At 64.5% G+C, this 14,714-nt stretch carries 12 protein-coding genes; 5 read left to right on the plus strand and 7 right to left on the minus strand.

The genetic code is table 11. From position 1 onward, the window contains the following. Window positions 1–193 precede the first annotated feature (193 nt). The 4 genes from CV102_RS19570 to CV102_RS19585 all read right to left on the minus strand — a co-directional run bounded on the left by CV102_RS19570 (window position 194) and on the right by CV102_RS19585 (window position 4,846). On the minus strand, window positions 194–1,414 hold the full coding sequence (locus tag CV102_RS19570; protein ID WP_148859716.1) for a CaiB/BaiF CoA transferase family protein: 1,221 nt from the start codon (window positions 1,412–1,414) through the stop codon (window positions 194–196). Window positions 1,415–1,485: 71 nt separating this feature from the next. Beyond that, window positions 1,486–2,697, minus strand: coding sequence for a molybdopterin molybdotransferase MoeA (locus CV102_RS19575; protein ID WP_148859717.1), 1,212 nt, complete (start codon window positions 2,695–2,697; stop codon window positions 1,486–1,488). Window positions 2,698–2,745: 48 nt separating this feature from the next. Continuing rightward, on the minus strand, window positions 2,746–3,192 hold the full coding sequence (locus tag CV102_RS19580) for a hypothetical protein (protein ID WP_148859718.1): 447 nt from the start codon (window positions 3,190–3,192) through the stop codon (window positions 2,746–2,748). A 79-nt stretch (window positions 3,193–3,271) separates the two neighbouring features. Then, complete coding sequence (locus tag CV102_RS19585) at window positions 3,272–4,846, minus strand: uracil-xanthine permease family protein (RefSeq protein WP_148859719.1); 1,575 nt, start codon at window positions 4,844–4,846, stop codon at window positions 3,272–3,274. A gap of 204 nt (window positions 4,847–5,050) precedes the next feature. Here CV102_RS19585 and CV102_RS19590 point away from each other — a divergent pair, with 204 nt between their 5' ends. Beyond that, on the plus strand, window positions 5,051–6,940 hold the full coding sequence (locus tag CV102_RS19590) for a CocE/NonD family hydrolase (RefSeq protein ID WP_148859720.1): 1,890 nt from the start codon (window positions 5,051–5,053) through the stop codon (window positions 6,938–6,940). A 134-nt stretch (window positions 6,941–7,074) separates the two neighbouring features. Beyond that, window positions 7,075–7,500: a universal stress protein gene (locus tag CV102_RS19595; RefSeq protein ID WP_148859721.1), complete on the plus strand. Its 426-nt coding sequence runs from the start codon at window positions 7,075–7,077 to the stop codon at window positions 7,498–7,500. Between the two features lie 46 nt (window positions 7,501–7,546). On the opposite strand, the gene CV102_RS19600 is transcribed toward CV102_RS19595, so the two are convergent. Further along, on the minus strand, window positions 7,547–8,305 hold the full coding sequence (locus CV102_RS19600) for a cyclase family protein (protein WP_148859722.1): 759 nt from the start codon (window positions 8,303–8,305) through the stop codon (window positions 7,547–7,549). 357 nt (window positions 8,306–8,662) lie between these two features. On the opposite strand from CV102_RS19600, the gene CV102_RS19605 reads away from it, so the two are divergent. Further along, complete coding sequence (locus CV102_RS19605) at window positions 8,663–9,550, plus strand: FAD binding domain-containing protein (protein WP_148859723.1); 888 nt, start codon at window positions 8,663–8,665, stop codon at window positions 9,548–9,550. 3 nt (window positions 9,551–9,553) lie between these two features. Then, window positions 9,554–10,087 (plus strand): CoxG family protein, encoded by a 534-nt coding sequence (locus CV102_RS19610; RefSeq protein WP_342765781.1) that lies wholly within the window; start codon window positions 9,554–9,556, stop codon window positions 10,085–10,087. Between the two features lie 42 nt (window positions 10,088–10,129). Here CV102_RS19610 and CV102_RS19615 read toward each other — a convergent pair whose 3' ends face one another. Then, window positions 10,130–12,619: a xanthine dehydrogenase family protein molybdopterin-binding subunit gene (locus CV102_RS19615; protein ID WP_148859725.1), complete on the minus strand. Its 2,490-nt coding sequence runs from the start codon at window positions 12,617–12,619 to the stop codon at window positions 10,130–10,132. Window positions 12,620–12,621: 2 nt separating this feature from the next. Further along, window positions 12,622–13,131 carry a (2Fe-2S)-binding protein gene (locus CV102_RS19620; RefSeq protein WP_148859726.1) on the minus strand — a complete coding sequence of 170 codons (510 nt, stop codon included), beginning with the start codon at window positions 13,129–13,131 and terminating at the stop codon, window positions 12,622–12,624. A 149-nt stretch (window positions 13,132–13,280) separates the two neighbouring features. Here CV102_RS19620 and CV102_RS19625 point away from each other — a divergent pair, with 149 nt between their 5' ends. After that, window positions 13,281–14,711, plus strand: coding sequence for a dihydroorotase (locus CV102_RS19625; protein ID WP_148859727.1), 1,431 nt, complete (start codon window positions 13,281–13,283; stop codon window positions 14,709–14,711). The last annotated feature ends 3 nt before the right edge of the window (window positions 14,712–14,714 follow it).

A 14,714-nucleotide genomic window follows, 5' to 3' on the forward strand; every position in this document is an offset into this window, starting at 1 on the left:
GAACGGCGAACACTATCACGAACACCGGGTTTCTCGTGAATAGCGTACATTTCAGTACAGGAGAACGCAGCAGAAATCGCCCGGACGCGAAACGCGGTTCTCGAGCGTGCGTCACCGATACAGCACTGCTGGACGGGTCGGTTTTGATGTCCGTATCACGATATCGGATTATCCGACGCCACTGCCGAAGCCGTCATTGGTCATCGTCTCGCTCTCCGCCGAACGCGCCCCGCGCTTCGAGGTCGTCGAGGTCGGCGTCGTCGTAGCCGAGTTCGCGGAAGACGCTCCGATTGTGTTCGCCCAGCCGTGGCGGTGGCGCCTCGAACCCGCTGCGCGCGCGGCCGTACTTCAGCGGGTGCTCGACGACCGGGATCTCCCCTCGATCGGGGTCCTCGAGCGTCGTCGTACTGTTGCGGGCGTCCGTCTGCTCGTTGTAGAGCGCGTCTTCGACCTCGAGAACCGGGCCGGCTGGGACGCCGGCTTCCTCGGCCAGCAGCGTAACCCACTCGTCGGTCGTCAGTTCGCGAAAGGTCGCCTCGAGTTCGTCCTCGAGTTCGGCCATCTGTTCGACGCGGTCCGCGTTCGTCGCAAAACGGTCGTCGTCGACGAGTTCCGGGCGGTCGATCGCCTCGCAAAGCCGCTTCCAGAGTCGCTGGTTGAGACAGGCGACGTTGAGGTGGCCGTCGGCGGTTTCGAACGTCTGGTACGGGGCGAGAACGGGATCTTTCGTCCCCATGCGTGAGGGGGACTCGCCGGCGAAGACTTTCCCGGCTTGTTTGGTGAGCCACGGGAGTACCGCGTCGAGCATCCCGAGATCGATGTACTCCCCCTCCCCGACTCGTTCTCGCCGGTAGAGGGCGGTCGAGATGCCGAAGGCGGCCCACATCGCCGTGATGAGATCCGTCATCGGGAGTCCGACTTTCACCGGTTGGCCGTCGCTCTCTCCGGTGACGCTCATGATGCCGCTCATGCCCTGGATCATCAGGTCGTAGCCGGGACGTTCACGCCAGGGGCCGGTCTGTCCGAACGCCGAAATCGCACAGTAGACGATATTATCGTTGTACGAGCGGATCGTCTCCTCGTCGACGTCGAGGCGTTCTGCCGTTCCCGGCCGGTAGTTCTGGAGGAACACGTCGGCCTCGCTCACGAGTTCGTAGAGCGCCTCCCGCCCGGCGTCGCTCTTGAGGTCGAGTTCGAGGCTCTTCTTGCCGTAGTTGACCGTCCAGAAGTACGGAGATTCGCCGTCGATAAACGGCGGTCCGGAGTGTCGGTTGTCGTCGCCCGCGTCCGGACGCTCGACTTTGATCACCTCCGCCCCCTGATTAGCCAACATCAGCGAGCAGAAGCCGCCGGTGACGAACGTCGTCAGATCGATGACTCTCACGTCCTCGAGAATGCGGTCGCCGGTGGTCATGTGATACCATGACAATATCGAGTCTCCACCAAAAGCGTTCCCCTCACCGAGCGAACTCGTTCGAATCTCGATCAATCCAGCGCCGTCGTCGGAACGACCGCAACCCGCTCACCCGCCACCAGGTCGGTCGTCGTCGTGACGAATCCGTCCGCGGTAGCCGCCCGCGTACTCGAAGAGAGGACGCTCGGATCGAACCTCTCCCCGTAGATCGCCAGCGGAGAATCGACGTGGCCGAGCGGAACGGCGTCCGATCCGTCGAGCACCACGGGAACGACGTACGTGAATCCCTCGGGGCCGAGCCCGATATCGTGCGTCAGCGTTCGCTCGAGCGTTGGCGTCGCCGCCTCACCGGTGAACAGCGCTCGAGCCACGAAGGCGGCGCTGACGAAGGCGCCGATCGGCTTCCCCGGAATGGCCACGGCGAGCGCATCGTGATCGGGGAGCTGCGCGAGTGCGATCGGTTTCCCGGGTCTGATACGAACGCGGTGGAAGTCGACCTCGCCGAGCGACGAGAGCGCGTCGAGGATGTAATCTTTCGTTCCGACGCTGGTGCCGCCCGTGGTGACGATCACGTCGTGGCGCTCGGCGAGTTCGGCGATCCGATCCTCGACTCGGGTACCGTCGTCGGGAACCGAACCCTCGTAAATGGGGTTGTGACCCCACCTCCGGAACAGGTTGCAGAGCATCGGCGAGTCGAGGTCGGCGTGTTTTCCCTCGTGAATCTCGGTTCCGGTCGCGAGGACACCGATCGAGAACGGTTCGTAGACCCCGAGTTCCTCGTAGCCGAGGTCCCGGAGCAAGATCGCATCGGGCGCCGAAAGTCGATCCCCGGGCACGTACAACCGATCGCCCACCGTGACGTTCGATCCGCGTTCGTAGACGTACGTTCCAGCGGCGAGGTCCGGCTTCTCGAGGCGCGATCCGTCGACGACCGCGTCCTCGCGCTTGACGACGGTGTCGGCTCGCTCCGGCAGCGGCGCGCCCGTAGCGATCCGTACTGCTTCGCCCGCCTCGAGCGCGGGCGGCGTCGCCTCGGGAAACACGTCCGCGTCAACGACCGTGAGCGGACCGGAGTCGCCAGCGGCAAACGCGTACCCATCCATCGTTGCGTGATCGGCCGCCGGCCGATCGCGCTCGGCGACGACGTCCTCGGCGATGATCCGACCGTCGAGTCGGCCGATATCGATCGTCGTCTCGCGGTGCGTTTCGAGCATCGCACCGCGGTGGGTGCGCATCCGATCGACGGCGTCCTCGAGCGAAAGCAAATCGTCGTGGTCGACCATAGCTCAGGTTCCGTCCGTACCGAGAAAACGGTTGCTACGGAGCCACAGTCACGACTCCGGATCGGTCGTCTGCCGCTCGTTCCTGACCGCGTCGATGGCTGGCTCGAGTTCGTCGTACAGCGCCTCGACATCCTCCGGAAAGACCTCGATCGGTTTCGGTTGGCTGTGCGTGTGAATTCGAACCTGGTCGCGATGGCGGTAGGTGCGATACAGACTCCAGAGCCCGAATGCGGCGAGACCCGCACCGACGAACGCGTTCGCCGGGAGCGAGTAGACCCCGAACCCGGCCAGGGAGAGGCTCATGATCGCGAGAAACCAGTCGAACGATTCGTGGCTAACCTCGCTGACGTTCGTGTACGGAACGCTCGTAATCTCGTCGGCGTCGCGGACGAGGACGCGCTGCTCGGTTACCGCGATCTCGTCACCGGAGCGGAGCTCGCCGCGGTAATGAAGTCGTTCACCGCGGTCGAGGTCGAGGCCGTCACGGCTCGGCATTACCGGTACTGGGCGTTCACTCGTGATCAAAGTTTCCCCGATTGACAGCAAAGGTGGATTCGCTTCGAGCGAACGGTGCTCAGTCGGCCCGATCGACCGCCGGCGGCTCGTCGCTCGATCGCATCCGCTCGAAGAACGTGACGAACTCCTCGTCGTCCTCCGCGAGTTGTTCCCACTGCGTGAGCCCGCGCTCGTCTTTCGTCCCGCGGATCGTATTATCGAGGACGAACGCGGCGATTCCGCCGACGGCCATCGTCGTCGATCCGATAACAAAGATCGTGTCGGCGACGAGTTGCTGCCCGAGTATCGGACCGACTATCGCCGCGCCCGACGCGATCTCCTGGAACTCCTGTGCGCCGCCGACGTTCGCCATGTACTCCGGAATCGCCAGGCCAAGGAAGAGGGCGATACCGATGATGAAGACGTTCCGAGAGGCGTCGAGGTCGACGTATTTCAGGTTCGAGAGCCCCACAGCGGCGATCTGGCCGAACATCGCGATGTACAGCGCACCGACGATCGGCGCCGGAATCGTCGTAATCAGCGCGCCGAAGTAGCCGATAAAGCCGACGATCAGCATCACGATCGCACCGATCTGCACGACGTACCGGGAGGCGACGCCGGTGATGCCGATAGCACCGATGTTCTCGCCGTACGAAGTCGAACCGTTACCGGTCCCGAGGATGCCGGCGATGATGTTTCCGATCCCTTCCATCCCGATGCCGTGGTTGATGCGCTTCTCGCTGGGTGCGCCCACCCCGGCGATCCGGGCGACGGCGTAGTAGTCGCCCATGCTCTCGATCATCGAGGCGACGATACCAGCGAAGATCCCGACCGCAAATGCGAGCGTGAACTGCGGCATGCCCCACTGCAGCGGCGTGATGACCTGAATGAGCGAGGCGTCAGCGACGGCTGCCGTGTCGACGTACCCCACCGTTTCTGGACCGTAGATGCCGGTTACGGAGAGCATCGCAGCGAGGATCCAGGCGATGACGATTCCCAGAAGCACCGGGAACAGTTTCGCGTAGCGGCTGTACTGATCGATGTACTGGGAAAACAGCACGATCAGAAACAGGGTTAGCCCCAACAGCCACCAGTTCTGATCCGGCCTCGTCACGTCTTCGACACCGATCAGCGAAAGTCCGATCAGGACGATCACCGGAGCGATAACGACCGGCGAGAGGTAGTACTTCAGTTTGCCCAGAGCCCCGATGTAGCCGAGGGCGACCTGTACCACGGCCGCCGCGATGATCGCACCCTGCAACTCGAGCAGCGTTACTTGCCAGCCCACTCCCTGTGCGCCGAGCGCGGCGATGACGGCGAGTGCGGGTGCGAGTAGCGCGAACGTCCCTCCCTGAACGATCGGATACCGGTTGCCGACCGTCGTCTGCAACAGCGTCGCGATCCCCGAGACGACGAAGAACGTCCCGACAAGTCGCGCCGTCTCCGCGGCCGGCATCTCCATCGCACCTGCGAGAATAAGCGGAATGGCGACGGTCGCCCCGATCATCGTCAGGTAGTGCTGTACCCCGAGGAAGATCGACTCACCCAGCGGCGGTTTGTCTTCGATCCCGTACTCGACGAACGATGCCTCCTCCCGCGAGACGGAACCCCCGTCCGTCTGCGCCTGGTCGCTGTTGTCGTGTTCACCCGTCATAGTGATCTCCCGGTTACACACCGAGTATACTGTACGGAGCTCTGTCGAAGGCTCGCACAGGTATGCGACAACAAACCAAGGGTAACATTATAAAGGTACCGCTGCTGTCAGGTCGGTAGCGGGGTCGAACCGCCGAAACTGTCGCCGCGCGACCCACAGAGCGGGGAGTTAACTTATTACATGATGCCTGTATCTGTTCGAGTGATGGTTTCAGATCCGGAGTACGCAGTCCACGCCGAGTTGAACGTGATGGTCGAGACCCGCGACGGGACCCGACTCGCGACCGACGTCTACCGGCCGGCGGATCCCGACACCGGAGAACCGATCGACGATCCAAAGCCCGCCTTGCTCGACCGCACACCCTACGGAAAGCGCGGTCGCATGGAGCGACACGGCGAGTGGTACGCCGAGCGCGGCTACGTCGTCGCGATCCAGGACTGTCGCGGCCGCTTCGACAGCGAGGGCGAGTATTACATCTTCGTCGACGAACCCGAAGACGGCTACGACACCGTCGAGTGGCTCGCCGACCGCGACTACTGCGACGGCCAGGTCGGCACCATCGGCACCTCCTACGGCGCGTGGGTCCAGAACGCGCTCGCGACGCAGGATCCACCGTCGCTCGAGGCCATGTTCGTCAACCAGGGCGCGGCCGACGGCCGGAAGGCGACGTTCCGCCACAACGGCGCCTTCGAACTGCGCTGGCTCTGCTGGGCGTTCACCCTCGGCGGCGGCTTCGCGAAGCGCGCGCTCGAGGATCCCGACGTCCAGCAGCGCCTGGCGAACGTCGACGTTCGGGACGTCCTCGAGAACGGCCCCGTTCAGCCGGGCCAGTCCCCGCTGCGGCACATTCCCGACTACGAGGAGTGGGCGTTCGACATCATGACCCAGGGGAGTGCGAGCGACGAACTCTGGCAGGAACCCGGCGTCAACTTCGAGACCTACTACGACCAGTCGGCGGACGTCCCGACGGTCTACGCCGGCGCGTGGTACGACTCCTACACGAAGGCGACCTGCGACAACTTCGAGGCGCTTTCCGAGCGCAAGGACAGCGACCACTTCCTCCTGATGGGGCCGTGGACCCACGGCTGGAACTCCTACCCGCTTCCCTCCTGGAACAAGTCCTACTCCGGCGAACTCGAGTTCGGCGAGGACTGCCTGCAGGACTACCAGGAGACGCGGCTGCGCTTTTTCGACCACTACCTCAAGGGGAAGGAGACCTGGGCCGACCAGCCGACGGTCCAGTACTTCCAGATGGGAACCGGCGACGGCTCCCGGACGCGGAACGGGCGGCTCTTCCACGGCGGCGAGTGGCGCTCGGACGAGGCGTGGCCGCTCCCCGACACCGAGTTCCGGACGTACTACGTCCACGACGACGGCACGCTGTCGACCGACGAACCGACCGTCGAGGACGCCGCGACGAGCTACGAGTTCGATCCGCGCGATCCCGTGCCGACCGTCGGCGGCAACTGCTCGTCGTACATCACCTACGAGCAGCGCGACGAGAACCTCATCGAGTACCCGCTCTCCGAGCGAAAGCTCCAGGACATCACCGGACGCGGCGGCTTCGACCAGCGCACCCGACCCGACACGCTCGGCGCAGAACCGCCATACGGCCCGCTCGAGGAACGCAACGACGTGCTCGTCTTCCGGACGCCACCGCTCGAGCAGGACCTCGAGATCGCGGGCCCGATCCGAGTGCGCGTCTACGGCTCGACCGACGGCCCGGACACCGACTTCACGGCGAAGCTGATCGACGAGCACCCGCCCAGCGAGGAGTTCCCGAACGGCTTCGCGGTGAACTGCTGTGACTCCATCTGTCGCGGTCGCTACCGCGGCTACCGCGACGAGCCCGACCCCCTCGAGCCCGGCGAAGTCTACGAGTTCGAGATGGAGCCGTACCCGACGGCGAACGTCTTCAGGGAGGGCCACCGCATCCGGCTGGACCTCTCCTCGTCGAACTACCCGCGGTACGACGTGAACCACAACACCGGCGGCCCGCTCTACGGCGACCGCGAGTACCGGGTGGCGACGAACACGGTCCACCACGACGCGACGTATCCGACGCACGTCGAACTGCCGGTCCAGCCCCGCTGAGGCGCGATCGCAGCGTTGTATTCCCCGTCGTTTCCGATCTTGTAGTCGACGAGTCACGGGACCGGTTACGATTGCAGTCTCGTACCCTGAAGCCGCGTGAAAACACTATCGTACTCCTCACCGTCCATCTGCGTATGCCAGAACGAATCCTGGTTCCCGTCGACGGATCGGAGCAGTCGATGGACGCCCTCGAGTACGCGCTCGAGACGTTTCCGGACGCGAGTATCACGGCGTTTCACGCGATCGAAGTGGGCGAAGGCGACCTCGGGACGTTCTCCGGGATGACCGGCGACCTCCCCGACGACGCGCCGGAGATCGAACGCTCCGAGGAGATCCTCGAGTCGGCGCGAGAGCGCAGTCGCGAGCACGACCTCGAGGTCGAGACCGAACGCGGCCGCGGCCGGCCCGATCGGCTGATCGTCGCCCGGGCCGAGCAGGACGGGTTCGACCTGATCGTCATCGGAAGCCACGGGCGGGACGGCGTTGCGCGCGTGCTGCTGGGCAGTATCGCGGAAAAAGTGGCGCGGCGGTCACCGGTTCCAGTGCTCGTGGTCCGGTGATCGCTCGTTCGACCGTTCGACTGCCGGTCGACTCGCACTGGTAGCGTTACTCGAAGGCGACACAGCGACAGACGCTCGACTCGCCACCGCGGAACCGCCACGGGAAGGTCCCGATCTGGACGCGTTCGTTCAGCAGTTCCTCCGGAACCTGCGCGTTCTCGACGTGGATGATTCCCTCGGGGAAGAGTTCAGTGTGCATGAGCTGATACCCCTCCGGCGGGAAGATCTCGTCCAGGTCGCCGACCTCGAGGTGGTCCGCGGCTTCCTCGGCGAGTTCGGGGCGAACGTCGCGGATGATGGTGTTCATCGGGTGGTCGGCGCTGCCGCAGTCGAGCAGCAGGTAGTTCAAGTTCATCTCCTGGCACCACTCGGCGAACTCCGCGTTCGGACCCGGGTGTTTACAGAAGTAGCGGTGGGGATCGGCCTCCTCCGTGTGCCAGGCGTAGTCCTGGTAGCCCGTGTGGATGAAGAGGATGTCGCCCTCGCGAACGTCACAGACCTCTTCGATCATCTCGCTCGTGTAGACGTCGTAGTCACCGACCATGTCGGAGATGTCGGCGACGACGCCGTCGCCGACCAGTTCGTCCAGCCCCACCTGTTCGATGTCCCGGCCGCTGGCGACGAAGTGTTTTTCGCCGTCCAGGTGGGTACCGGTGTGGTTCATGAACTCGATCTTCTGCCCGTTGACCTTCTCCGTATCCAGGCTCTTTTCGTACCAGACCTTCGGGTTGTCGTAGGTTGGCCAGGCCGGCGTATCCTGTGACCACGGCTGTGTCAGGTCGTACAGCTCATACTCGTCGAGCATGACCAGTACATACCCGGCCCCTCACTTAAAAGTACGTGAACAGGCCGTTTCGGTGGCGCTCACCGGGTCGTAACGCCTACACCGCACTCTCACCCGCTCTTTTCGACGACGGCAACGCCACTGTCGCCGAATCGGTCCGGACATCGGCTGGGTACAGCCGACCGCCGACGTGTGGTCATGGTACCTCATCCCGTGTCAATCGCCAACAACACTTATTAGTCAGGTTCGAGAAGTGGTATGATATCCGTGTGACCGATCCATGACTATTCGTAACACTATCCAGTGTGGTACCGATAGCAGCCCGCGGCCAGCAGGTAGGGACGAGGAAGCCGGCTCGAGTCCACGGCGGACGGAGCTATGAAGCCGGCACCGTTCACCCACCATCGGCCCGAGACCGTTACAGAGGTGCTCGAACTGCTCGCCGAACTCGAGGACGCCGAACTCCTCGCGGGGAACCAGTCGCTCGGGATCGTGATGGCGAACCGGCTCGCGACGCCGGATCACCTCGTCGACCTGAACGGCGTCGACGAACTCGTCGGCATCGAGGAGACCGACGACGGTTTCCAGATCGGGGCGATGACGACTCACCGGACGCTCGAGCGGTCAGAGCGCCTCGCCGAACGGCTGCCGATGCTCCCCGAGGCCGCCGAACAGATTGCCGGCCCCTCGGTGCGCAACCAGGGGACGATCGGCGGCAGCATCGGTGAGGCCGACCCGGCGGGGAACTATCCGACGGCGCTGCTCGCGCTCGAGGGATCGCTGACGCTGCGCTCGCTCGAGGAGCGGCGGACGGTGCCCGTCAGCGACTACTTCATCGCGTACATGTTCACGGATCTTCGCGAGGAGGAACTCGTCGAGTCCGTCACGGTACCCACGGATCCCGTCCCCCCGGAGCGGACCGGGATGGCGTTTCTCGAACTCAAGCCGGCGGCACAGACCTGGCCGACCGTCAGCGCGGCGACAGTCGTTCGCGTCGACGATCCGGCCGCCGACGAACCGGTCGTCGAGGAGGCGCGAGTCGCGCTCGCGAACGCGTCCGACGTGCCGCTGCGGGTCGAAGACGCGGAGTCGATCCTCGAGGGCGAACCGCTCTCGGAGGAGTCGCTCGAGGAGGTTGCGACGACCGTCACCGACGCGGTCGACCCGGAGGGGGAGATGCACGCGGATCGAGAGTACAAGGAGGAAGTGGCCGGCGAGTACGCCAGACGCTCGCTCGAAACGTCGTACGAACGCGCCTGCAACTGATCAATGTTAGAATTTACCGGCGAAAACGAGATGGAACAGTCGAGAGAGGAACTGTGGGACTACTTCACGGACACCGACGTCCTCGCGGAGTGTGCCCCGGGCTGCAAGGAGATGACGTTGCAATCGCCCCACGAAATCGACGCCGTCATGGCCGTCGGCGTCGGCAGCGTCAAACCCGAGTTCGACGTCGACGTCGTCGTGACCCGGACGGAGTATCCGGAGCGACTGGAGATGACGGCCGTCGGGCAGGCCCCGCGAAACGAGTTCGAGACCACCGCCGAGATGCTCCTGGAGGAAAACGACGACGGGACGACCGTCTCCTGGTCCGCGACGGCCGACGTCTCCGGGACGATCGCCAGCCTGGGCGGTCGCGCGCTGAAGAGCGTCACGAACCGCCTGGTCGGCAAGTTCTTCACCGATATGCAGGAGAAAGCCGACGAGGGTGTCGAGGCGGAATCCGAACTCGAGGCGGCTCCCGCAGACGAAGACGTGGCGCTCGGATCCGACGAAGACGTCGCACTCGAGTCGGACGACTGACGGCGCTGATTTTCTTCGGTTCCTGCAAAAGCGGAGCGCAGCCTACCGTTCGCGATCGCGAATCTTCTTCCGGAGGTGATCCGGCGCGACGGGGATCCGATCTGCGGGTGCCTCGAGGCCGAGTGGCTCCAGTGCGTCGTTGATCGAGGTGGCGATGCTCGCGGGCGCGTCGATCATGCCGCCCTCGCCGACGCCCTTCGCGCCGGTTTCGGTGAACGGCGACGGCGTCTCTGTGTGTTCCATCTCGATCTTCGGCACGTTCTCGATCGACGGGAGGAGGTAGTCGAAGAGCGTGATCGCCTGGGGCTGGCCGTTCTCCTCGTAGCCGAACTCCTCGAGCAGGGCGGCGCCGACGCCCTGGGCGATCCCGCCGTGGGCCTGGCCGTCGACGATCATCGGGTTGAGCATCGTGCCGCAGTCCCGAACGGTGTAGAACGTGAGGATCTCGACCTCGCCGGTCTCGACGTCGACCTCGACGATCGGCGCGTTCGCCCCGAACGCGGCGGTCGGGTAGACCGGCAACTTCTGGGCGAGCGCCTCGTCGAACTCCTCGAGTTCGGTCGCCGGGTGGTCGTAGTTGTAGCTCACCGACCGCCGATGATCGTCGCCGTCCGCGTCGATCGCAGCGAGGTCGGCAAGCAAGAGGGTCTCGCTGGTGCTGACCCGTTCGACGACGCCGTCGTGGTAGGTGACCTCGTCGGCCGACACGTCCCAGTGGTCGGCTGCGATCGCCTCGAGGTTTCGGACGAGTTTCTCGGCGACGCCGACGGTCGCACCCGAGAGCATGACCGCCATCCGGGACGCCGCGCTCCCGTACTCGGTCGGCGCGTCGACGCTGTCGAGATAGTCGACCTCGATGTCGCTCGGCAGCACCTCGAGTTCGTCCGCGAGCAGTTGGGAGACGAGCGTCTGGTGACCCTGTCCCGACGAGTCAGTCGCCAGGAATGCGGTGATCGTGCCGTCCTCGCCGACCGTCGCGCGCAGGTGTTCGGGGAGTTCGTCGACCTCCTCGCGGGGGCGCTCCTCGAGGTCCTCGCGGTCGGATCGCTGTCTGTCGGTCCAGTCCGAGCCGCTGACGCCCGGTTCGATGATGACGCTGGGCTGGACGCCGCGGTACTTTCCCTCCTCGCGTTTGGCCTCGACGATCTCTGGATCGAGGAGGCCGCCGTCGCGTTCCTCGTCGACGATCTCCTGGATCCGATCGAGGGTCGCGGGGTAGTCGCCGGAGTCGTAGAGGTTCTTCGACGGCAGCGTGTAGGGCATCTGTTCCGGCCGGATCAGATTTCGTCGACGGAACTCGGTGGGATCCATCCCGATCTCGCGGGCCGCATCGTCGACGATCATCTCGAGAGCGTAGATGTGGGGATCGACGCCGAACCCGCGGTAGGCGGTCTGTGAGGTCTTGTTCGTCAAGACGAGGTCGTACTCGTAGCTGACGTCGTCGATCACGTAGGAGTTCGTCAGCACCGACAGCGGCTTCAGAACCTGGTTAACCGGGTAGCGCGGGAACGCGCCGAAGTCGTCGACGAACCAGACGTCGAGGCCGCACATTGTGCCGTCGTCGTCGACGGCCATCCGCATCCGGTAGTCGCGTTCCGAACAGTGCATGTCGCCGCCCTGCAGGTTCTCGACCCGGTCCTCCTCGAACTTGACCGGGCGCTCGAGTTGCTGGCTCGCCATCGCGGCCAGACAGCAGTAGCGGTGGATCGCGATCTTCGTTCCGTAGCTGCCGCCGACGTCGGCCGGGACGTTCACCCGCACGTCGTCGGCGTCGTAGCCGAGCGTCTCGTAGATCGTCTCGTCGACGAGCGTGTGTAGCTGGATGTTACAGTCGATGTCGAAGGCATCGGCCTCCTCGTCGTACTGTGCGACGACGCCGGCCGTCTCGAGCGGGACGCCCGAGATCCGTCCCCACGAGTACTCACCCTCGACGACGTGATCGGCCTCGTCGAAGGCGGCCGCCGGATCGCCGAACTCGAGTCGCTCGTGGTCGACTACGTTCGTTCCGACCGACTCGTGGACGACCACCTCGTCTTCTCGGGCCGCCATTCCGTCGGCGACGGCCTCTCTGCTCTCGTACTCGACGTCGACCAGGTCGGCCGCGTCCTCGGCGACGTATCGGTTGGTCGCGACGACGGCAGCGACCGGTTCGCCGACGAACCGCACCGTGTCGGCAGCTAGCGACCACTCCTCGATGGGCGCCTCCTCACCATCGTCGGTCGTGACCGTCTCGATCCCGGTTGGCATCGGGTTGTACTCGCCCCTGAGGTCCTCGCCGGTGAGAACGAGTTCGCAACCGGGGTGGGCTTCGGCCTCGCTCGCGTCGATCCCGACGATCTCGGCGTGTGCGTGCATGCTCCGAACGAGCGCCATGTGGAGGCAGTTCTCGGGAGTGATGTCGTGGATGTACTCCGCTCTCCCGGTGAGAATGCGGTGGTCTTCGACGCGAGGGAGCCCCTGTCCAGTGAAGGATTCGCGCTCCGAGTCGGCGTCCGTCTCGGTGTCGACCTCGGTCGGCTGTGACTGGGACACGGTTACTCCTCCATCTTGGCCGCGGCGCGTTCGACGGCCTCGTAGATGTTCTGGTAGCCGGTACAGCGACAGATATTGTCGGCGAGGCCGGTTTCGATCTCTTCACGGGACGGGTCCGGATTCGCTTCCAGAAGCTCCTTGGTCGCCATGACGAACCCGCTCGTACAGAACCCACACTGCAGCGCGTGCGTCTCGTGGAACGCCTCCTGAATCGGGTGCAGGGAACCGTCTTCGTCGGCGAGCCCTTCGACGGTCTCGATCTCCGCACCGTCGGCCTGGACCGCGTACGAGAGACAGCTCTTCACCGTGAGACCCTCTTCCTGTACCGTACAGGCGCCACAGACGCCGTGTTCACAGCCGACGCGAACGCCCCGAAGCCCGCACTCGTACCGGAGGAAGTCCGACAGTTTGAGCCGCGGTTCGACCTCGGCCGTTACGTCCTCGCCGTTGACGGTGACGGTGATCTCTTCGGTGACCGGCCCATCCGTTCCACCCGCGTTATCAACACTCATGGGAATAGTTACTACATCCCTCGAGCGGGCCATAAACGTTGTGCCCCGACGAACGCCGTGAAACCGCGAAGCTACGCTGGGAGGGCAATCCTGGGATCGCAATCGATTCGGCGGGGTACACTCAAGTAGGATGGCGGATATGTAGGGACATGGCCGAATCGACCGTAGACCTTCGTGTGACCGACGCTCGAGTGGTCACGCCGAACGGAACGATCAGCGGCGGTGTTGCAGCGAACGACGGCGTTATCGTCGGGGTCGGCAGCGAAGCGAACCTTCCGCCAGCCGAACGCGAAATCGACGCGGCGGGGAACTACCTCGTCCCCGGGTTTATCGACCCGCACGTCCACTGGGGACTCTCCCGGTACGAGTTCGACTACCACGAGGGACTCGAACACGATTTCGAGACCGAGACCCGCGGCGCCGTCCACGGCGGCGTCACCTCCGTCGTCAACTTCCTCCTGCAAAAGGAGCCGTACCTGCCGGACATGGACGTTTTCAGACGAGCGGGCGAGGAGAACTCCTATATCGACTTCGCGTACCACGCGATCGTCCACCAGGACCACCACGTCGAGGAGATCGAGGAACTCGCCGAAGAGGGGATCCGATCGTACAAGATCTTCTTCAACTGGTACAAACACGCCTCGCCCGAACTCGGGATCGACCACTCCGACGCCGGGCAGGTGTACCGGGTGCTCGACACCGTCTCGGAGATTCCCGACGGCGTCGTGATGTTCCACGCCGAGAACGAGGATCTCGCGATCGAGCGCCGAGAGGAACTCAGGGCCGAGGGTCGCAACGACCTCGAGGCCTGGAGCGAAGCCTCGCCGAACGTCGCCGAGGCGATGCAGATCGAGCAGATCGGACGGCTCACCGAGTACACCGACTCGCGGGCGTACATCGTCCATATGAGCACCGGTGAGGGCGTCGATATCTGCGAACGGTTCCAGGAGCAAGGGGTCAACCTCCACGCCGAGACGCTTCCCGCGTTTCTCTCCCACACGTACGAGCAAGACGACCTCGGCGTCTGGGGGAAGATCTCCCCGCCGCTTCGGGGCGAAGAGAGTCGGAAACGGCTCTGGGAGGGGCTGCGAACCGGCGTCGTCGATACCGTCGGCACCGACCACTGCCCCCACAAGATCGAGTTCAAGGAGAAAGACGAGGGGAAACACGGCGACATCTGGGACGCCATCCCCGGCGACAACAACGGTATCGAGTACTTCCTGCCGGTGATGATGCACGAGGGCGTGAACAAGAACCGCATCAGCATGGAGCGCCTCGTCGAGGTCTGTTCGACGAACAACGCCAAGCGGTTCGGTCTCTATCCGCGCAAGGGCGCCATCGCCGAGGGCTCGGACGCCGATATGGTCATCGTCGACCTGGAGAAGTCGGCCGTCGTCGACGACGACTTCTACCACACGATGGAACCGCGCTACTCGACGTTCCACGGCGAAACGCTCCAGGGGCTGCCGACGCACACCATCGTCGGCGGCGAGGTCGTCGTCGAGGACGGCGAACTGCTCGCCGAACCCGGCGGCCGGAACTACCTGCCCCGCGGCCCGGAGGGCGTCGATCTGGCGTAGCCG

The organism is Natronococcus pandeyae (assembly GCF_008122205.1).
In the GTDB taxonomy this organism is placed as follows: domain Archaea; phylum Halobacteriota; class Halobacteria; order Halobacteriales; family Natrialbaceae; genus Natronococcus; species Natronococcus pandeyae.